This is a genomic window from Pseudomonas sp. MWU16-30316 (assembly GCF_020515645.1).
Lineage (GTDB): Bacteria > Pseudomonadota > Gammaproteobacteria > Pseudomonadales > Pseudomonadaceae > Aquipseudomonas > Aquipseudomonas cerasi.
The window spans coordinates 80,403-97,596 of the sequence record NZ_JAIZAZ010000006.1; the positions used below are offsets into that span (position 1 = coordinate 80,403).

Sequence of the window (17,194 nt, forward strand, 5' to 3'; positions counted from 1 at the left end):
GTTTTGATGGTCGACCTCACAGGAGCGCCGCAACCCGGACACGATTAGGCGGTATCGCTGATTTCCTTGGAGCATTCGTAACACGCGATAAGAGCCATACCACTTCCCTGTCGAAAAGAAGCATTTTGCTATTACCTAGATTGGGCGGCAATCGGGTAGTGGTGAACTGCCTAAAGCTCAGATAGGATTGAACAATTTTCAAATAGGGGTCATGTCCATGAAAGTAGGGATAGCGGTAGCATTTGGTGCAATTGGTTTGGTGGTGTCTTCGTTCGCTAATGCTGATTGGATCACGACAACCCAAGATGACATTTTCAGTGGCGGCAAGACTGCCATGCTGCTCGGGTATATCAGCCCATTCCAATCAGTTGCATTGGATTGCAATTCAGAGGGTCTTTCACTTGCCCTTCTCCAAAAGGAGAAATGGGAAGTAGGACGGTCAAGCTCCGCTTGGAATTTGCTGGTTAAAGTTGATGCTGGCGAGGTTCACAAATTCACAGCTTATAGCGGCCAGCGTAATACTGAGTACGTCCAATACATCACTAATGACAAAGAAGAAATCCTGAAGGTTTTGGCTGATCTGAGAAATGCTAAAGCGCGAGTGTTGCTTGGCCTCCAGTCTGATGAGTACAACGCAAAATGGTCTGGCACTGCCCCTGTGAGCGGCTCTACACGTGAAACAGAGAAATTCATGCAGGCCTGTAAGCTTAAGGGAGCATAATACAAAACCGAAAGCAATGGCTTACAAGTCCCTATTTATTATGCATGCCTACTGACGTACCAAATGGGTCGAGTTTAGATGCGGAACCTCAAACTTCAATTGCAGGCCAAAACCTGGCGAGAGCTACTCGAAGAGTTGACCTGTCCACCCATCCAGCGTGGACAAATTTCCAGTAACGCTATAATCAGATGACGTAGTAGCGTTGCGCCTCCCACGAACCGCCTCGGTCCGTTGCCTAGGAGGAGGCCAAAACAGAGTCAAAGCTAGTCCACCCGCCCGCGACCGCTACCCGAATAAATGGTTAACACGCAGCACCTCAAGGAGATATACATGGCGACTGACAAAGAGTTTCTCCAGAAAAAGACTGAAGAAGGAAAGCGCAACAGTGATTTCCGCGACGTAATGGAGTCGATCCTTTACGAAATTCACGATCAGACCAAAGCGGGACAATACAGCACTACATACAAGCTGAAAGGCGCTAACGTAGAGTTTTCAGACCCGATAATCGAGAATCTTACCGACGGCGAAAACCCTTGTGATGTGGAATTTGATGAGGATACCGGCATCTTGAGCATTAGTTGGTCCCCTGCCTAATAGAGATTCGTTCATATCCGCGCTCTACCTGTGCAGGACTGGGTGAACATACCCGTTCACCCATTTTTTGAAGATATATGCATGAATCATTTCGAAGCTTCATTGGAACCTAACTTGCTTGACCAAGAGCGATCAAGTAACTTTTTCATGAGGCTGCATAGCTACATTGCCTTGGCAGATTCATAAAATGACTTGAATAATCGATTTCATCTTGCGCGAGCATACTTGATAGACTGGATTCACGGAGGTGGCGATATAGCGCAGGCTAAGACCTTTGAGGAGCTAATCGATGCCACTCTAACCGTTTGCAGCCACGAGTTCCGCCAACGCCGAAGTTGATGCATGCCGAGCGCTGATGGATTAGGGCGAGACGGGTTTCGACGCAAAGACATTCATACGGCTGCCAAACTGCCGTCAATCATAAACTCTTGGCGGGCAGAAATATCATCTGATCCTTTTGCACAAAATTGCAGATCCCTTGCCAACGATGCAATCAGTTCACCGTGCTTATAAACTTGCCCACTCACCATATCTCGCGTCAGAATGTCAGCTTTTAACTCGTAGAACTCGTCAAGGCATATCCAAGTACACAGTGGTAGACAGCAAGACCCGCGAGGTAAATAAAAAGCGGGAAAGTAGCTGCCGCTTTGACAGCCGAAATCAATGCGATACCTATGCCCTTTTGAAGTGGTTTTTGCAGCGAGGACTACACCTGAGTTGATATTCCCTAAAACGACCAAGTATTTATCCTTGATTGCACCATCAGAGAATTTGAAATCCTTGTGAAACAATATCGTCCCTGGAGTCACATCATCCCCTTAAGACAGAGAGCACAGACTCCCTCTCATCAATCGCATTGAGCATAAGTTCCCTATCTTGCTTTTTCAGAGACATGGGATATGGAATCAAGGCCTGCTTGCGCTTCTCTACCTCGAACACCTGATGCCACGGCAAATTTTCCAGATGAGTTTCTTCAACCATCTCTTCAGCGTCAGAGTCACGGAATTGATCGGATAGATCACGGAGCAATCGTAACTCCCTCTTGGAAAAGTGCTCAGATCTGAATTCGCTTAGCGAATTGACTGTGAGCATGTCGCCTCTGGCAGTCTTCGCAAGCCTGAAGGCGCAGTTGCCGCGCCAGTCATCGCCGGGTTCTCCTAGCTCTTCAAACAACGTCCTAGGAACTGGCCCCATTTTCCAAGCGAAATAATCCAGACCAGTTACCGATCGCCCAGTATCACGGAAATGAGTGAAATCAAGGAAATAGAGAAGCTTGAACAGCTTCACTTTCCCAAGCTTTCGAGTGTTTTGCGCAAAAAACTTGACTGATTCAACAAGCTTTTCGCGTTCGTGGTGAATAATCATGCCCACAGCATAGCCTCATACGGTCAGTTGGTGCTAGATACAGCTGCCCGGCTCCTGCATATTGTAAGCAGCCCGTCGACCTGTCCGTCCATCCAGCGTGGCTGAATGCCCAGTAACACGGATCGCCCTTGGCATAGTAGCTTTGTGCCTCACATTAGCCCGAAGGTGATGCGCGTGGATCCGGAAGAATTTGCAATGATTCAGGACGCTCAGGCTAGCGTAACGAGCGCCATCATCGGAATTCTCAGAACATTTGCCGCTGTACTTACTGGTTGACTTGGTCCCAGATCACAAACTTGCTCACATGGCTTCCGAGCTCAATAGAACCAGACACGACTAGCATGCTGCAGAGCATCTGGGGGAGATTGGGATGAAGGCATATAGCCAAATGTACGATTTTGTCGAGTCGGCACTTAATAAAGCTATTGAGAAAAAACCGGTACATGCTGAAGAATTTCCCAGCTCTTCGCCTGTAGCTCAAGGACTGGGGTAGCGCCAATTTCGGCGCATTTATGACCTGGAGGTCAATGTGAGCGAAGACATATTCACGCCTAGACCAGCGTTCACTATTGACTGGGTCCGACAGTACGATAGCGGGCCATCTGATCCTCATCTACACGCCATGGGTCAATTCATTGCAAACTACTCAGCAGTAGAGTGGAAGCTCGCTGAGCTATTTGCCTTGGTTCTCGGCAAGTCAATTAAAGAAGCTCAACAGTTATCCATAGAAACCAATATGCCTATGGCTGGCATGATCAGATACACCAAGCTATCGCTGTCAAAAGTCACCGGCCCACATGGAGAAACAGCTAAAGACCTCATCACCAGCATTGAAGCTTTTGAGAGAGTTTCTCCAGTCAGACATAAAATCGTTCATTGGCAATGGGGCCTGGATGAGGGGGAAGATGCGACTCTTACAGACTTCATCAAACCCAGAAGCTCGGCAAAGTCTTGCGCATCTCTGCCTCTGGACGAACTCCGTGGTTATTGCTTGAGTCTGGCGAGAATTTTCAGAGCCGTAAACCTAGGGCTGGAGATTATGGCAGGTCGCTGGACTCGCCAACAGATACTCAAAGCGCACAAAGAAACATCTCCTGAAAAGCTCTTTCGACCGTAAGGCGGGAAAGCGGTTGGTCGTCGGTTTCTTCAAGTATCGACATCACGGCTTCAATCATCAACGAAGAAACCTGGATGTCCTATGCACGCAATGATTATCGCGATTGAAATTTTATATCAGCGTTCAGAGCCTTGCTGATCTCCGCGCTCACAGTTGCTGCATGACGAATGGCCATGTCCAGGGGCGAGCCTCACGCCGAGGGCATTCAAGGTTTGACGTCGTCATGCTGATTGAACCCTGTAGACGACAGACAGTTTTTATCTAGCCAGTCCCATTCAAAGCAATTCGATCAACACATCCAAATCCCCCTTTCTCCGATCCGGAACGGCCACCCAAACGCCCTGCAGGCGTTTTGATAGCGCACGCTCACATCAAAAAATAAAGATTGAATCCTCACAGAAAATGTTATTTAAATAACATAAATAAAGCCGTCGAGGCTTCCATCGGCGCTGGTGAGGTCAAAATAACAATGAGCAAGATTGCAGTCATCGGCAGCAACATGGTCGACCTGATTACTTACATCGAACGCATGCCTGCCCAGGGCGAAACGCTCGAAGCACCGCGTTTTGCCATGGGCTGCGGCGGCAAGGGTGCCAATCAGGCCGCCGCCGCGGCGCTGCTAGGCGCAGACGTGCTGATGCTCAGCAAGGTCGGCGACGATGCTTTCGCCGATACCACTTTGGCCAACTTTCAGCGACTGGGTATTGATACGCGCTTCGTTGAACGGGTGCCGGGCGTGTCGAGCGGCGTGGCGCCGATCTTCGTTCAGGAGAACTCCCACAACAGCATTCTCATCGTCAAAGGCGCCAATGCCCACCTGAGCCCGACTGATATCGACCGCGCCGAGGCGCAGCTGCGCGATTGCGCGTTGATTGTGCTGCAACTGGAAGTCGAGTTGGCGACCGTTTACCACGCCATCGCCTTCGCTCACCGGCATGCCATCCCGGTGCTGCTCAATCCGGCACCGGCCTTGAACGGCCTGAGCCGCGAGCACCTGGCGCAACTGGACTTCCTGATCCCCAACGAAAGCGAGCTGGCACTGATCAGCGGCCAGCCGGTGACGTGCGCCGAAGAGGCGGCTCAGGCGGCACGGCAATTGGTCACGCTGGGTGTACGCCACGTCATCGTCACCCTGGGCGAACAAGGGGCGCTGTACGTCGGCGCCGAAGGCGAATGGCAGGCACCAGGGGTCAAGGTTCAGGCGCGCGACACCACGGGTGCAGGTGACGCCTTCATTGGCTGCTTCGCCCGGCACTGGAGTCAGGACGGCAATATTCGCCAGGCCATGCACCAGGCGGTGGCCTACTCGGCCTGCTCGGTCACCGGCCTCGGCACGCAATCTTCTTACCCCGATGCGCCGACGTTTGCGCGCTTCCTCGATGCATCGGCCAACTGACACTCACCAGCATCTCGCGGAGAACAATAATGAATAAGCCTGCGCTGCAACAAACCCCGGACGGGTTCTACCTGAACCGTACGCCGTGGTTCGCCTTCATCCTGCTCTGCAGCATCTTCGCCCTGTGGGCGGCGGCCGCGAGCATGAACGACGTGCTGATCGCGCACTTCAAGAAGGCCTTCCTGCTCAGCGACTTCCAGACCGCTTTCGTCCAGTCGGCGTTCTACCTGGGCTACTTTTTCGTCGCCATTCCGGCGGCACTGGTGGTGCGCCGCTTCAGCTACAAGACCACCATCCTCATCGGCCTGATGCTGTACCTGTTCGGCTGTGCCCTGTTCTTTCCAGCAGCGTCGACCGCCAAGTACGGCATGTTCCTGATGGCGCTGTTCGTCATCGCCGCCGGCCTGTCGTTTCTCGAGACCGCGTGCAACACCTATTCGACACTGATGGGGCCGCGGGAAACCGGCACACGGCGCCTGAACATCTCGCAGACCTTCCACCCGTTCGGCGCCATGACCGGGGTGTACGTCGGCAGCTTCGTAATGTTCAAGGACACCGACGCCACCAGCGAACAGTTGGCCCAGATGAGCACCAGCGAGGCAGCAGCGCAGCAATTGCAAATGATCCAGTCGACCCTGCTGCCGTACAAATGGATGATCGCGGTACTCATATTGATGTTCATCCTGATCGCCATCACCCGCTTCCCCGCGTGCAAGGGCAACGGCACCGTCAGCGAATCGCGTTCGAGCATCGGCCAGAGCCTTGGCCGCCTGCGTCGCAATCCGCGCTTCTGCTTCGGTGTACTGGCGCAGTTCCTCTACGTGGGCGCGCAGGTCGGGGTGTGGAGCTTTACTATTCGCCTAGCCATGCAAATGGGCGGCATGAACGAGCGCAGTGCCTCGTGGTTCCTGCTGACCACCTTTGCCGCCTATTTCATCGGCAAGATGATCGCCAACCTGCTGATGCGCAAAATGCATCCGGCCAAAGTTCTCGCGGTGTATGGCGTGCTGTGCATCGCGCTGCTGGCCTACACCATCCTGGTGCCGAATATCACTGCGGTGTATGCCGCCGTAGGGGTCAGTGTGTTTCTCGGGCCTTGCTGGCCGACCATCTATGGTCTGACCATTGACGGGCTCGGCGAGGACACCGGTGTTGGCGGCTCGTTGCTGGTGATGAGCATCGTCGGCGGTGGCGTGATGCCGATTTTCCAAGGCCTGCTCAGCGACGCCAATGGCGGCAACATGCAGATTGCCTATAGCGTGCCGCTGCTGTGCTTCGTGGCCATCGTGATGTACGCAGTGTACTGCATGCGTCAGCCGCAACCGGTGCTGGGTGGTTCGGCCACGGCGGTGGCGCAATGAGTGGCGAAGCGTTGCGCCTGCCGCTCTACCCTCAGCTCTGGGACCAGACCAGCCGGCTGCTGCTCGAATCCGAGAATTTCAGCGTGCGTGCCTGGACCTACCCCAGCGGGGTCAAGGCGCTGTCACTGGAAAACAGCCGCGGCAAGCTGGTGATCCTGCCCTGGCAGGGGCAAATGATCTGGTCGGCCGAATTCGACGGCGTTGATTTGACCATGCTCAATATGTTCACCCAGCCGCGGCCCAGTGCCAGCGTGATCGGCACCTACGGCTGTTTCATGTTTCACAGCGGCCTGCTGCGCAACGGTTGCCCGGGGCCGGAGGATGATCATGCGCTGCACGGCGAAATGCCCTGCGCACCGATGGACGATGCCTGGCTGCAGGCAGGCGAAGACGAGCATGGCGCTTATCTGCGCCTCGGCGGCACCTGCGAATACGTGCAGGGCTTCGGCGACCATTACCGGGCCAGGCCGAGCGTGACCCTGCGCCCGGCCAGCGGGCTGTTCGAGATCGGCATGCAGGTGGTCAATCTGGCCGGCAAGCCCATGGACCTGATGTACATGGCGCACATGAACTACGCCTACGTCGACGGCGCCCGCCTCACCCAGCCCCTGGGCTGTGAGCGCACACGGGTGCGTGCCAGCGTGCCGGCCCATGTGCGGCCGACGCCGACCTGGAGCGCCTATATCGCCGAACTGAGCGAGGACCCGACCCGCCTTAAGGTGCTCGACTCGCCCGCGCTGTATGACCCGGAGATCGTCTGCTTCTTCGACGACGTGCGCAGCGACGCTCAGGGGCAGGCGCACTTCTTCCTTGATCATCCCGACGGCGCAGCGTTCTACACCCGCTACAGCCCCCGGCAATTTGAACATGCCGCGCGCTGGATCCTGCATAACACCGATCAGCAGGTGGCGGCCTTCATCTTGCCGGCCACCTGTGAACCGGAGGGCTACCGCGCCGAACTCGCCAAAGGCAACGTGCGCAGCCTCGCGCCCGGTGCCAGCGCCGAGTTCAGCCTGACCACCGGTTACCTGAACGCAGCCGAACGCCGGGCGCTGCAACCGTGATGCCTCTAGATTACAAGCTGCGCCCCGCTCGCCTCGATGGCCTCGCGGTAGCTACGCGGGATTTTCTTGTCGCTGACCACGCAATGGAAATCGCTCAAGGCACCGAAGTGCGCAGTGCGAACGGCGTCGAATTTGGAGTGATCGGCCAGCAGCAGGCTTTGCCGGGCTTGGCGCATGACCTTTTGCTTGACCTCCACCTCATGGAAATTGAAGCAGGTGACACCGCAGTCCAGGCTGACCCCGGCCGCCGAGACGAAGGCCCAGGTCAGGCGCACGCCATCGAGGATGCTGGTTTCGGCGTGGCTCTCGAACACCTGGTTCTTGCGGTGGAACATGCCGCCGCACAGGACGATGCTGCAGTTGGGTTTCTGTTGCAGCTTGAGCAGCACGTTGAGCGAGTTGCACACCGCGGTGAACTCCAGCTCGTCGGGGATGAAATCGACCACGAAGGGGATCGTCGTGCCACAGTCGAAAAACACCGTGTCGCCGGGCCGGATGAAGGTGGCGGCCAGCTTGCCGATGCGGCGCTTCTCCTCGACATGACGGGTGTCCTGCTCGCTGACCCGGTAATCCCCCGGTTCAGGATCATCATGGGCGCGGGTGATGTAGCCGCCCAGCAGCCGTAACTGCTCGGGGTGCCGGCTGAGGTCACGGCGCAAGGTCATTTCGGACACATCGAGCAGCGCCGCCATCTCCCGCAGATGGATGGCTTTCTGATCTTGCAGGGCCTGTTGAATCTGTTTGATGCGGTCGTTTTTCTTGACGTCCATGGGCATCCCGGCAATCCGTTGGAGGTGTCGCTAGAGTAACACCAAGTGTTAATTTTTTAACTTATGGGTATCCACCCAAGTGTTTTTACTGATGACAGGAATCCCTTGATGAATTCACTCGAACCCGCTGCACTGGCCCAGACCATCGATCACACCTTGTTGGCGGCGGATGCCAGCCGAGAGCAGATTGCAACACTTTGCGCCGAAGCCCGGGAGCACGGTTTCTACTCGGTGTGCGTGAACTCCAGCCAAGTGCCTTTTGCCGCTCGGCAACTGGCCGGCTCTGCCGTGAAGGTCTGTGCGGTGGTGGGCTTTCCGCTGGGCGCCGGGCTGAGTGCCAGCAAGGCGTCGGAAGCCGCCCTGACGATCGCTGCCGGAGCTCAGGAAATCGACATGGTGCTGAACATCGGCTGGCTCAAGGACGGTCTGTTCGATGAGGTCCGCGACGATATCGCCGCGGTGTTGCAGGCCTGTGGCAAGGTGCCGCTCAAAGTGATCATGGAAACCTGCCTGCTCGATGAATCGCAGAAGATCCGCGCCTGCGAGATCTGCCGCGAACTGGGCGTGGCATTCGTCAAGACCTCCACCGGCTTCAGCCGCAGTGGCGCGACGCTCGAGGATGTGGCGCTGATGCGCCGTGTGGTAGGCCCCAAAATCGGCGTCAAGGCGTCTGGCGGAGTGCGTGACGTGGCCACGGCCAGAGCAATGATCGAAGCCGGCGCAACACGCTTGGGGACCAGTTCCGGGATTGCGATCGTGACAGGCGCAGGCACCGGGGCAGGCTATTGAGTCTGCGGGCTTTGAGCATCAAAGCCCGCTGCACTTAGCTCAGATCGATCACACCGGTCATGGCCGTGAAATGGCTTTGCTTGTGCTGAACCTTGTCGAGAACCTCCGCAGGGGTCGACTCGCGAAAGACCACCATGTGCCCGACGTCCTTGCCGCCTTCGGTCACGCGCTCGATATCGTTGATCATCCAGGTAGTCAGCTCTTCGGCCGTAATGCCCAGTTCGGACGCCACTCGCTGGTGAAGGCGCTCGGCGTCGTATTGATTGAGTTGATCGCTGTTCATGGGGCTGGCTCCTTCAAGGGGTGTTAAGTTCAGTCCCCGTGAGGGCTTCACAGTTCAGTCGGGTTTGAACGGGATGCGAATGAGCTGTCATTTCGGCTTTGCAACAGCCCCCCCCTACACTCCTCTAGGTATTTGCATATTTATCTTGTGCCGGAAGGCGTCAGAGAAGCTGTGAGCCGAGAAAGCAATCAGCCCGGAGGCCATCACTGTTCAGAAGCTGATGGATAGTGTTCGTATTGATCATTTGTGGCATCAACGGCATGGACTCGACGATCTTTTCAAACTCGTCGTTAGATCAACAGCAAAATTCCAGGTAGAAAAAAGGCGCTCTGTCTTGACCGTATCAGGCCAAAAAGCTGGGCAGCTGTTTGGCCTGCCCTGTTCATCATCATCGACGCCTGATGGGCTATTAGAGATCTAAACATGGCCGCCTTGGGTCGGTGGCTGCCTGCTGTGATTGGGCTGCTATCGGCCAGAAGCAGTCACTCGGCGGATAGGCTTGGCAAATATTGTCAGCGAGATCCGAACGACAGATGGTAGCTAATGAAAAGCCACGGAATCTAATATTATTCTTCATTCATGAAGAGTATTTGGTCACCAGTTTGGCCAGCACCCAGGCCAGAAAAGTCACAATGATTAAAGAGGCAATTAGTACCGTAAAGATTACCATTGTTTCCGCATCCTCTATCCCGTTGACACTGAATACATCATGCAGGGACAAATAAATTGCATTACCAACTGGTGTTTCTAATCCGGTCCGCACCAATCCGCTGAGTATCAGGGTTCGCGTCATAATGGATGCCACTATAATTACAGCAAAGACTTTAATGGTGGGTCTAATAAAGCGCATTATTTCTTGTTCCTGGGGTCAATGACATCTAAAACTCCAAAGTATTTTTTTTCGGATCCGGGAATTCTGTCTCCATCCATATTACGCAAGTAAATGCTTAGTTGATCAAAGCTAAGTTGAGATGTCATGGTGACACATCCCTCGCTTAAGCCTAGGGGACCTATAGGGTGCAGTCTGAAATTACCTCTCGTCACGTTGCTGACGATCGTTTCATCATCAATACTTCCGTCGTCACGGTAAAGTGAAAACCAATGACTCCGATCAGTCCGGGCAAACAAATCTGAGATCGGTTCTCGGAGCCAGCCCATTCTTCCGCCGCTTTCCCGATCAAGAATATAATATCGGCCAGGTGGCAGTGGCCCCTGTTTTAGATCACCCACCGCAGCAGGATCGTTGGCGAAGCCAGTTAATCCTGAAAAAGCCTCATAGCTTTCATTATTACTGCACTTCAGCTGGCTCATCGGCTGGCCTGTCAATTCAAAAGTGCAGTACGCTACTTTGTTGGTATCTATTGATTGGGTGTCCATGGGCATACATCTCCTTGTGTGATATCAGGCGTATACCTTGTTGGAAATTGCATCCCAACCACCCACCACCTGGCCGCCCCCTTGCCCATCTGAGCGTTTTTGTTGTGTATAGGTCATTTTGATACGGCCATAATTCAGACGTACCGTTTCTGTAGGAAAGCCGCCCTCTACACCTCCGTTACCGTTAAGTGAAACGGAGGAAATAATGACCTCTTCAAGTACTATTTCCAAATATTTTAACTTGTCTGTTCCTGCACGGTTGACCGCGAGTGTGACCTCTTTGAAGTGCTTTCCACTGCAGCAGGCTTCGTGCAGCTTTGGGGTGGCTTTGTCCACAGTTTTGCGGAAGAAGAGGTCACTCATACGAGCACGACCACTCGTTGCTCCGCCTGCACTGGTCGCCGTGACCGAGGCGGACTGGCTTGCTCCTAGGTCGAAATTTTCCATTTCGATCCAGTCCTAGAATTGAGCGTCAAGAGCTTCACCTGGAATTCCGTCAATTTTCAAATACGCGTCAAAGGCCATGTCGGTGATCATCCCTGCTGATTGATTCACAGCATATTGAGTGGCTTGCTTCGCGGGGTCAACCGGCTGCTCTCCAAACTGGTGGCGCTGATTGAAAACTGCCCGCTACGAGTGGCGGGTTTTGGCCGATAGCAATCGGTCGCAACCAGCAGATCTAAACCCAATCAGAGGCGCCTGCAAACCGGCGTTATCCACTTGAAATTGCAAGACGATGTAGAACCGCCAGTCTCCAGCGAAGAACGCCACACAGGCCTTCTCTAAAATTCCATGGGTGCCTTTGCATAGCATTTCAATTGCCGTCATATCTGCCGTTACGCTTTCGAGCAAAAATGTCTATGCACTCCTGCGCTTGTCCTGGTTTATCATCCGAAAAAAGGATCATGCACATGCCCAAAACTAGCTGGCTGGCTCGGCTTCATGCTCTGATCGTTCGTATTGAGTATCGGGCTATCTGCATCCCAGTAGGAATTGCCTTCGGATTTCTTGGCTTCTTCTGCCTGGTGATCGGTGCATGGCTTAACCTGATTGTTTTGCTGCCCATGGGAGTGTGGGCACTTTGTGTCATTAACTTCATTCGGCTATTTCGAGGCGAGACATCAGAAAAACTATTGGCCACAGTAGGCATGGTAATTTTTCTAAAAATTGTTTACGAAACGCTCTGGGCGCAAGGGCTCGCCTTACCAGTAGCCCTCAAACCCTGGGTTGGCGGGGTTTGGGCCATTTCTATAGTCAGCATTCACTGGATAGTCCTCGCATGGACGAATTATCGTCTTCCAGTAGGGCCTACACGTCGCATAAAGCTTAAACGCCTTCCTGATCGATTGTAGGCTATCGTGTGGCTGATAGCCTTTGCCTCTGGGAAGGTGACTTCGGCGGACGCTTATCGTGTCCTGCCTTCCATCATAGGCTATGAGATTCGATATCAGCCTGTTTTCCCGCCAAGCGACAACACAGATGAACTAGCAAGGGTAGACGCTCCTGGATCGCACCACGCCATTGACGATTACTTGAGCCCCCTCCTTCACTGCCATATCGATAAAACGCAAAGCCCCTGAATTCTGAAAGGAATTCAGGGGCTTTCTGAATGCGACCAACAACCACAATCAAAATACGACTCCAGCCCCTACGCCATCCTCCTCATGGACAAATCCATCAACCCCATCAGATCTCTCTGTTCTCTCAGCGAAAGCACCAGCCGCGCGATGGATCGGCTGCTCTCTACCTCGGACAAGGACAAGCCCGTTACGTAGAGCTGGATATCACCTGACTCGGGGTGGAGAAGCTTCACCGAGAAGGTTTCATTCGGCGCTACAACGCACTCGCACCTAGAAGGCAGAAAAGCTGTCTCAAGAACGCGCTGAATGTCGGGTTTTGAAAACATGGTGCGTCCTCTGGTAAGGGCCAAATCGTGATTTGAAGTGTAGACGAGTTTCAGGTGAATAGGTTTCCGAGTTGCGCAACGGATGCATGCGGCGCGGCGGGCTTTTTGTGGCGGCTGCCTGGGGCTGTTTTTTCCTGATCGAGGTAACTGCCTGCAACACCTCACGCGCTCTGGTCTAAAGTACCCTCTTCTGAACTCATCGAGCCTCGACCGACATGAATGAACGCGCACGTGAACTGGCGTCTCGTCTGATTCGCAATTTCAATGAGGCTCACCTCGAACATGAAGTTCGTGAACCGCTCTATGAAAGCTCGGCAGCCCGCCTGGGCACAGGCACGGCAGCGCAAAAGCTCGGGGCCTCTATTGATGTCGTCGCGCCGGGCAAGCGCTCGTGCCCTTATCATTTTCATCATGTGCAGGAAGAGATGTTCGTGATCGTCGAGGGTGAAGGCAGTTTGCGTGTTGCGGGCGAGATGCTGCCGATCAGAACGGGTGACATCGTGTTTATCCCGGCTGGCTCCGAATATCCTCATCAGATAATCAACACCTCGCAGGAGCCGCTGAAATACCTGTCGATCAGCACTCGGGAAACGCCGGAGGTTTGTGAATACCCGGACTCGGGGAAGTATCAGGCGATGGTTTCAGTGCAGGGAACCCGGGTGTTCACCGCCAACCAGCGGACCACGGAAAACCTCGATTACTGGGACGGCGAGCCGTGATTTGAATTGTTTGTAAATTGTATCTGGCAGTTCACGCTTTTTTCACGTTCGCGGGTTTATTGTTAACTCAATTCCCAGCAAGACCTTAAGCCCGCTACCCCCCATCGCGGGCTTTTCTTTGTCTGCGATTTGAGCATGCAGCGTCTGGCATGGGTCAAGAGACATCAGGGACACGACTGCTCAAGCAAGCGTCGGGCAGACAGGGAACATCATGCAGAAAACGATTTCCAAGCCCTACCTCCCGGATGAAACCCTGCAATCATGAAAAACACCCTGAAAAAACTGCTCCTCGCCGTTGCGTGTCTGGCGGCTGCTCCCGCGTTCGCTGCGTGTCAGATGACGCCGGTGGCGTATGACATGCCCTCGCAACGTCTGGACGAGGCCTTGCAGCAACTGGCGCACCGATCCGGCTGCCCGGTGAAGGTCGATCTGGGCGCGGACAGCAGCAGAAAGGTCAAGAAATTCAAGGGCACGTTCACGCCGGATCAGGCGCTTTGGCTGGTGTTGAAGAAAACCGGGCTGGAAGGTTATGTCGAAAATGACGGGCTCACGGTCGACCGTCGAGGCCAGGATTTTGTAAACCAGCGGGCAACAGAGCTACGCACAGCTATCGATGAGGCAGGCACGCGAATGGAAGCCAGAAAGAAAAAGCGCTTTCTTCACCAGCTGGAGACCATCGAAGCCGGAGCGAAGAAACTGGTTCTTGAGCAGAGCTTTGTCAGCGCAGCCGAGATGGCGAGTTACAAGCGTGACTTCGACGAACTGTCGAGCCAGATACCGGCCAGCAAGTGATCCCGCGATAATTGCGCTAACATTTGCCACTTTTGAGCAAAAAGCCGAACGCGCTGTGGATGACCGATGAAAAAAACCGCATTACTCCTGTTGGCACTGGCCCTGCCTGCGCTTGCTCAAGGCGCGGGCGATGCAGAGGCCGGGAAAGCAGTCTTCACCCGCCTCTGCTCGGGCTGTCACAAGATCGGCCCTTCTGCACGCAGCGCATTTGGCCCGCCCCTCAACGGCATCATTGGTCGTCAGGCGGGGCAACAGGAAGGCTACGTTTACACCGACGCGATGAAGAACTCGGGGCTGGTCTGGACGCGCGAAGAGTTGCGCACTTACATCAAGGACCCGAGCGAAGTTGTCCCCGGCACTCGCATGAAACTGTGGTGGATGGGTAACGATGAGCGAATGGAAGATCTGCTGGAATACCTGGATGCCAACAAGTAGTACGAGGGGTAAAGCGAGGTTCAGCTATAAATCGCCCCCGGTACTCACCGAGGGCAATCTGTCAGTTACTTGTCCGGTGTGTAAGGCGGGTAATCATCCTTGCTGCCTTTTTCGGTCGCAGGAGTCTTCGCAGGCTCGGTAGGGTCGATCTGCGGGTCTTTGGCGTCCGGCGACTTCTCGTCGAAACCCTGATCGTTGTTGTTTCCGTTGCTGCTGCCTGGCTGGGTGCCGGTCATGTGCGCCTCCGTTTGTTAAATTCAGGACCTGATAGTCAGAGAGCCTGTGACCACAGCCGTGCGATGTGTCTGACGAACGGGCCTGGCAGAGGGACATGGCAGCGGCAAAGAGCAAATGGTAGCCTTGCGCCATGCTTGCGTCTGCCGGGAGTACATCATGAAAAGGCTTTCAATAACGCTGTCGATGTTCGCTTTGCTGGGCAGTGGCGCAGCATACGGCGAGATCTTCAAATGCACATCACCTCAGGGCAAGGTGAGTTATGCATCCATCCCCTGCGATGAAAGCGCGCAAAGCGCATTGCAACGCCAGGGGCCGCCATACATGCGATGGGACGACGAGCCGCTGGACTATGTTCACAAGACCAACCTCAAGGCGACCGAATACCTGAAGGTCGGCGGTCGCACTCGGGTGCAGGTGATCGAGACCGAGCGCTACAAGGCTTTCCAGCGAAACCGCCCGCCTCCCCCGAACGTCCCCTCGCAGTGCCAAAGCCCGCATTACGACAGTCAGTGTTTCGATCCGTCGGGTGGAATGTCCTCGAAAAAACGGCCGGCCCTCCAGGACAGCGCTCGATAACTTACAGAGCGTTTTTCACATCGGCGCGCACTTCGCTGATCTGAATTTCAGGGATCAGGTCGGTGTAGTTGATGATATCGGCATTGATCTGCTTTGAATGCGGCCCCATGCCGGCTTCAAAGTCTTCAATGGAATCACAATAAATGTGGCACATGCCGATATACACGGGGTCCGACCCTGGCGTTGCCCCGCCTATGCCTCGGTCCACGCTGTAACCCTTGCAGTACTTGCCCATCAGCTCCTGCACCAGCGGCATGTGTTTGTCACGATAGTAATCGTGGTCGAAACGGGCACCCTCTTCATACGCATACAGCACGCTGACTTTGATCATAACGACAGGCTCCTCTTCAAGTGGTCGATAAATTCGTGCGGACAGCCGCTTGCAAGTGCTGACACCAAAGGCCAGCTCCCTCACAATCACGCCGTCTTGCCGGGCTATTCCAAGAGACAGCCTGGCTACCGAAACGTTTGAGGAAAAACCACATGAATACGCTTGAGTGGAACGAGGCCGCGCTGGCGAAATACCTCGCGACCCATCCGACCCTGAAGGATGAGATCAGCGCGTTGAGCCCCAAGGAGCAAAAGCAGCAAGTGCAGTGGGCGTTCGAAGACGAGGCCGAGAGCCAGGGTCTCGAAACCTGGGAGCTGGCACTGGAACTGATTGCCGAGTCGCCCGAACAGTTGCAGAGCATGCGTCTGGAAGCACACCGCCAGGTCGCCGAAGCGCTGGGGATGGACTGGGAAGAATATTGCGGATTCAACGATATCCAGCCATGACGCAGAGCGCAGTCGACGCTGAATCCGCCATTGATCGGCACGCCATTCAGTGACCCGGCAGTCAGCGCTTTACCTGCTCCCTATGGATGAGTAACGTCTGCTCACTTCAATAAAGGAATCACGTCATGAGTGATCTGGTCTCATACCATCTGGACGACGGTGTCGCCACGCTGACCCTGAACAACGGCAAGGTCAATGCCATTTCCCCGGACGTGATCGTTGCGTTCAACGCCGCGCTGGACCAGGCCGAAAAGGATCGGGCCATTGTTATTCTCACCGGCCAGCCGGGCATTCTGTCGGGCGGTTACGACCTCAAGGTCATGACCTCCAGCCCCGAGGCCGCGATCGAGCTGGTCGCACAGGGCTCGACGCTGGCGCGGCGCATGCTGTCGCACCCCTTCCCGATCATCGTCGCCTGCCCCGGCCACGCGGTTGCCAAGGGCGCCTTTCTGCTGCTGTCCGCCGATTATCGAATCGGCGTCGCCGGGCCATTCAGTATCGGTCTGAACGAAGTGCAGATCGGCATGACCATGCACCATGCCGGTATAGAGCTGGCGCGCGATCGCCTGCGCAAATCGGCGTTCAATCGCTCAGTGATCAACGCCGAGATGTTCGACCCTGAAGCAGCGATGGCCGCCGGCTTCCTCGACCGCGTGGTCAGCGTCGAGGAGCTGCAGAGCACCGCGCTGGCCGTCGCCGGGCAATTGAAGAAGATCAACATGAGCGCGCACAGGAAGACCAAACTCAAGGTCAGAAAGGCCTTGCTCGACACGCTGGAGGCAGCGATCGAACAGGATCGGCAGCACATGCTCTGATGCTCGACCGAAGCCCGCGCCAACGGGCTTTCGTTTATCGGCGAACTCATACGCATTTGATCAATCTCATCAGCGACCGCGCATGTTTTTTGCGCCACTG

The 17,194-nt window shown here is 54.9% G+C and carries 23 protein-coding genes and 1 pseudogene; 14 read left to right on the forward strand and 10 right to left on the reverse strand.

The features are described 5' to 3' along the window. Positions 1-211: 211 nt before the first annotated feature. Both LCH65_RS19195 and LCH65_RS19200 read left to right on the forward strand, forming a co-directional pair. Positions 212-721 carry a hypothetical protein gene (locus LCH65_RS19195; protein ID WP_226439723.1) on the forward strand — a complete coding sequence of 170 codons (510 nt, stop codon included), beginning with the start codon at positions 212-214 and terminating at the stop codon, positions 719-721. Positions 722-1,051: 330 nt separating this feature from the next. Next, positions 1,052-1,315, forward strand: a complete 264-nt coding sequence (locus tag LCH65_RS19200; protein ID WP_046270220.1) for a hypothetical protein — start codon at positions 1,052-1,054, stop codon at positions 1,313-1,315. A gap of 392 nt (positions 1,316-1,707) precedes the next feature. Here the strand turns inward: LCH65_RS19200 and LCH65_RS19205 are convergent, their stop codons facing one another. Beyond that, positions 1,708-2,106: a hypothetical protein gene (locus LCH65_RS19205; RefSeq protein ID WP_144423412.1), complete on the reverse strand. Its 399-nt coding sequence runs from the start codon at positions 2,104-2,106 to the stop codon at positions 1,708-1,710. 19 nt (positions 2,107-2,125) lie between these two features. Beyond that, a complete protein-coding gene (locus tag LCH65_RS19210) occupies positions 2,126-2,680 on the reverse strand; it encodes a Panacea domain-containing protein (protein WP_046270221.1) in 555 nt (184 codons plus the stop codon). A 529-nt stretch (positions 2,681-3,209) separates the two neighbouring features. Here LCH65_RS19210 and LCH65_RS19215 point away from each other — a divergent pair. The 4 genes from LCH65_RS19215 (at position 3,210) to LCH65_RS19230 (ending at position 7,618) form a co-directional block, all read left to right on the forward strand. Continuing rightward, positions 3,210-3,797, forward strand: coding sequence for a hypothetical protein (locus LCH65_RS19215; RefSeq protein ID WP_144423411.1), 588 nt, complete (start codon positions 3,210-3,212; stop codon positions 3,795-3,797). 469 nt (positions 3,798-4,266) lie between these two features. Further along, on the forward strand, positions 4,267-5,193 hold the full coding sequence (rbsK, locus tag LCH65_RS19220) for a ribokinase (RefSeq protein ID WP_122266929.1): 927 nt from the start codon (positions 4,267-4,269) through the stop codon (positions 5,191-5,193). Positions 5,194-5,222: 29 nt separating this feature from the next. Then, positions 5,223-6,554, forward strand: a complete 1,332-nt coding sequence (gene fucP / locus LCH65_RS19225; RefSeq protein WP_226439724.1) for an L-fucose:H+ symporter permease — start codon at positions 5,223-5,225, stop codon at positions 6,552-6,554. Continuing rightward, positions 6,551-7,618: an aldose 1-epimerase family protein gene (locus tag LCH65_RS19230; protein WP_226439725.1), complete on the forward strand. Its 1,068-nt coding sequence runs from the start codon at positions 6,551-6,553 to the stop codon at positions 7,616-7,618. The genes fucP and LCH65_RS19230 overlap by 4 nt, the downstream gene beginning before the upstream one ends. 5 nt (positions 7,619-7,623) lie before the next feature. Here the strand turns inward: LCH65_RS19230 and deoR are convergent, their stop codons facing one another. Further along, the gene (gene deoR, locus LCH65_RS19235) at positions 7,624-8,388 is read right to left on the reverse strand and encodes a DNA-binding transcriptional repressor DeoR (protein ID WP_032609997.1); all 765 of its coding nucleotides are present in this window, start codon (positions 8,386-8,388) and stop codon (positions 7,624-7,626) included. Positions 8,389-8,496: 108 nt separating this feature from the next. On the opposite strand from deoR, the gene deoC reads away from it, so the two are divergent. After that, entirely contained in the window at positions 8,497-9,177 is a 681-nt protein-coding gene (deoC, locus tag LCH65_RS19240; RefSeq protein ID WP_122266932.1) for a deoxyribose-phosphate aldolase, read from the forward strand. Positions 9,178-9,211: 34 nt separating this feature from the next. Here the strand turns inward: deoC and LCH65_RS19245 are convergent, their stop codons facing one another. The 4 genes and pseudogenes from LCH65_RS19245 to LCH65_RS19260 form a co-directional block, all read right to left on the reverse strand. Beyond that, on the reverse strand, positions 9,212-9,460 hold the full coding sequence (locus LCH65_RS19245) for a hypothetical protein (RefSeq protein WP_058396587.1): 249 nt from the start codon (positions 9,458-9,460) through the stop codon (positions 9,212-9,214). A gap of 577 nt (positions 9,461-10,037) precedes the next feature. Further along, the gene (locus tag LCH65_RS19250) at positions 10,038-10,310 is read right to left on the reverse strand and encodes a hypothetical protein (RefSeq protein WP_003436660.1); all 273 of its coding nucleotides are present in this window, start codon (positions 10,308-10,310) and stop codon (positions 10,038-10,040) included. Then, on the reverse strand, positions 10,310-10,837 hold the full coding sequence (locus LCH65_RS19255; protein WP_057405778.1) for a DUF2778 domain-containing protein: 528 nt from the start codon (positions 10,835-10,837) through the stop codon (positions 10,310-10,312). The genes LCH65_RS19250 and LCH65_RS19255 overlap by 1 nt, the downstream gene beginning before the upstream one ends. A gap of 24 nt (positions 10,838-10,861) precedes the next feature. After that, a pseudogene (locus LCH65_RS19260) lies at positions 10,862-11,362 on the reverse strand (type VI secretion system tube protein Hcp). A gap of 386 nt (positions 11,363-11,748) precedes the next feature. Between LCH65_RS19260 and LCH65_RS19265 the strand changes: the two are divergent. Beyond that, positions 11,749-12,189, forward strand: a complete 441-nt coding sequence (locus LCH65_RS19265; protein ID WP_003436668.1) for a hypothetical protein — start codon at positions 11,749-11,751, stop codon at positions 12,187-12,189. Positions 12,190-12,485: 296 nt separating this feature from the next. Here the strand turns inward: LCH65_RS19265 and LCH65_RS19270 are convergent, their stop codons facing one another. After that, the gene (locus LCH65_RS19270; RefSeq protein WP_003436671.1) at positions 12,486-12,743 is read right to left on the reverse strand and encodes a DUF1652 domain-containing protein; all 258 of its coding nucleotides are present in this window, start codon (positions 12,741-12,743) and stop codon (positions 12,486-12,488) included. 215 nt (positions 12,744-12,958) lie between these two features. On the opposite strand from LCH65_RS19270, the gene LCH65_RS19275 reads away from it, so the two are divergent. The 3 genes from LCH65_RS19275 to LCH65_RS19285 all read left to right on the forward strand — a co-directional run bounded on the left by LCH65_RS19275 (position 12,959) and on the right by LCH65_RS19285 (position 14,689). Beyond that, positions 12,959-13,462, forward strand: a complete 504-nt coding sequence (locus LCH65_RS19275; protein ID WP_003436674.1) for a cupin domain-containing protein — start codon at positions 12,959-12,961, stop codon at positions 13,460-13,462. A 261-nt stretch (positions 13,463-13,723) separates the two neighbouring features. Next, positions 13,724-14,254, forward strand: a complete 531-nt coding sequence (locus tag LCH65_RS19280) for a hypothetical protein (RefSeq protein WP_003436676.1) — start codon at positions 13,724-13,726, stop codon at positions 14,252-14,254. 66 nt (positions 14,255-14,320) lie between these two features. Beyond that, complete coding sequence (locus tag LCH65_RS19285; RefSeq protein WP_044309816.1) at positions 14,321-14,689, forward strand: c-type cytochrome; 369 nt, start codon at positions 14,321-14,323, stop codon at positions 14,687-14,689. A 65-nt stretch (positions 14,690-14,754) separates the two neighbouring features. On the opposite strand, the gene LCH65_RS19290 is transcribed toward LCH65_RS19285, so the two are convergent. Further along, positions 14,755-14,925, reverse strand: a complete 171-nt coding sequence (locus tag LCH65_RS19290) for a DUF6021 family protein (RefSeq protein ID WP_003371575.1) — start codon at positions 14,923-14,925, stop codon at positions 14,755-14,757. Between the two features lie 157 nt (positions 14,926-15,082). Here LCH65_RS19290 and LCH65_RS19295 point away from each other — a divergent pair, with 157 nt between their 5' ends. Further along, entirely contained in the window at positions 15,083-15,502 is a 420-nt protein-coding gene (locus LCH65_RS19295) for a DUF4124 domain-containing protein (protein WP_226439726.1), read from the forward strand. 1 nt (position 15,503) lies between these two features. Here the strand turns inward: LCH65_RS19295 and LCH65_RS19300 are convergent, their stop codons facing one another. Further along, a complete protein-coding gene (locus LCH65_RS19300) occupies positions 15,504-15,833 on the reverse strand; it encodes an EthD family reductase (RefSeq protein ID WP_044309814.1) in 330 nt (109 codons plus the stop codon). Between the two features lie 152 nt (positions 15,834-15,985). Here LCH65_RS19300 and LCH65_RS19305 point away from each other — a divergent pair, with 152 nt between their 5' ends. Then, positions 15,986-16,279, forward strand: coding sequence for a DUF6388 family protein (locus LCH65_RS19305; protein WP_044309813.1), 294 nt, complete (start codon positions 15,986-15,988; stop codon positions 16,277-16,279). 125 nt (positions 16,280-16,404) lie between these two features. After that, positions 16,405-17,094, forward strand: coding sequence for a crotonase/enoyl-CoA hydratase family protein (locus tag LCH65_RS19310; RefSeq protein ID WP_003371569.1), 690 nt, complete (start codon positions 16,405-16,407; stop codon positions 17,092-17,094). The last annotated feature ends 100 nt before the right edge of the window (positions 17,095-17,194 follow it).

What these genes read in the sequence shown, in the direction of transcription:
- LCH65_RS19195 (WP_226439723.1), top strand. Translation starts at nt 212, where the DNA reads ATGTCCATGAAAGTAGGGATAGCGGTAGCATTTGGTGCAATTGGTTTG.
- LCH65_RS19200 (WP_046270220.1), top strand. Translation starts at nt 1,052, where the DNA reads ATGGCGACTGACAAAGAGTTTCTCCAGAAAAAGACTGAAGAAGGAAAG.
- LCH65_RS19210 (WP_046270221.1), bottom strand. Translation starts at nt 2,680, where the DNA reads ATGATTATTCACCACGAACGCGAAAAGCTTGTTGAATCAGTCAAGTTT.
- rbsK (WP_122266929.1), top strand. Translation starts at nt 4,267, where the DNA reads ATGAGCAAGATTGCAGTCATCGGCAGCAACATGGTCGACCTGATTACT.
- fucP (WP_226439724.1), top strand. Translation starts at nt 5,223, where the DNA reads ATGAATAAGCCTGCGCTGCAACAAACCCCGGACGGGTTCTACCTGAAC.
- LCH65_RS19230 (WP_226439725.1), top strand. Translation starts at nt 6,551, where the DNA reads ATGAGTGGCGAAGCGTTGCGCCTGCCGCTCTACCCTCAGCTCTGGGAC.
- deoR (WP_032609997.1), bottom strand. Translation starts at nt 8,388, where the DNA reads ATGGACGTCAAGAAAAACGACCGCATCAAACAGATTCAACAGGCCCTG.
- deoC (WP_122266932.1), top strand. Translation starts at nt 8,497, where the DNA reads ATGAATTCACTCGAACCCGCTGCACTGGCCCAGACCATCGATCACACC.
- LCH65_RS19245 (WP_058396587.1), bottom strand. Translation starts at nt 9,460, where the DNA reads ATGAACAGCGATCAACTCAATCAATACGACGCCGAGCGCCTTCACCAG.
- LCH65_RS19250 (WP_003436660.1), bottom strand. Translation starts at nt 10,310, where the DNA reads ATGCGCTTTATTAGACCCACCATTAAAGTCTTTGCTGTAATTATAGTG.
- LCH65_RS19255 (WP_057405778.1), bottom strand. Translation starts at nt 10,837, where the DNA reads ATGGACACCCAATCAATAGATACCAACAAAGTAGCGTACTGCACTTTT.
- LCH65_RS19265 (WP_003436668.1), top strand. Translation starts at nt 11,749, where the DNA reads ATGCCCAAAACTAGCTGGCTGGCTCGGCTTCATGCTCTGATCGTTCGT.
- LCH65_RS19270 (WP_003436671.1), bottom strand. Translation starts at nt 12,743, where the DNA reads ATGTTTTCAAAACCCGACATTCAGCGCGTTCTTGAGACAGCTTTTCTG.
- LCH65_RS19275 (WP_003436674.1), top strand. Translation starts at nt 12,959, where the DNA reads ATGAATGAACGCGCACGTGAACTGGCGTCTCGTCTGATTCGCAATTTC.
- LCH65_RS19280 (WP_003436676.1), top strand. Translation starts at nt 13,724, where the DNA reads ATGAAAAACACCCTGAAAAAACTGCTCCTCGCCGTTGCGTGTCTGGCG.
- LCH65_RS19285 (WP_044309816.1), top strand. Translation starts at nt 14,321, where the DNA reads ATGAAAAAAACCGCATTACTCCTGTTGGCACTGGCCCTGCCTGCGCTT.
- LCH65_RS19290 (WP_003371575.1), bottom strand. Translation starts at nt 14,925, where the DNA reads ATGACCGGCACCCAGCCAGGCAGCAGCAACGGAAACAACAACGATCAG.
- LCH65_RS19295 (WP_226439726.1), top strand. Translation starts at nt 15,083, where the DNA reads ATGAAAAGGCTTTCAATAACGCTGTCGATGTTCGCTTTGCTGGGCAGT.
- LCH65_RS19300 (WP_044309814.1), bottom strand. Translation starts at nt 15,833, where the DNA reads ATGATCAAAGTCAGCGTGCTGTATGCGTATGAAGAGGGTGCCCGTTTC.
- LCH65_RS19305 (WP_044309813.1), top strand. Translation starts at nt 15,986, where the DNA reads ATGAATACGCTTGAGTGGAACGAGGCCGCGCTGGCGAAATACCTCGCG.
- LCH65_RS19310 (WP_003371569.1), top strand. Translation starts at nt 16,405, where the DNA reads ATGAGTGATCTGGTCTCATACCATCTGGACGACGGTGTCGCCACGCTG.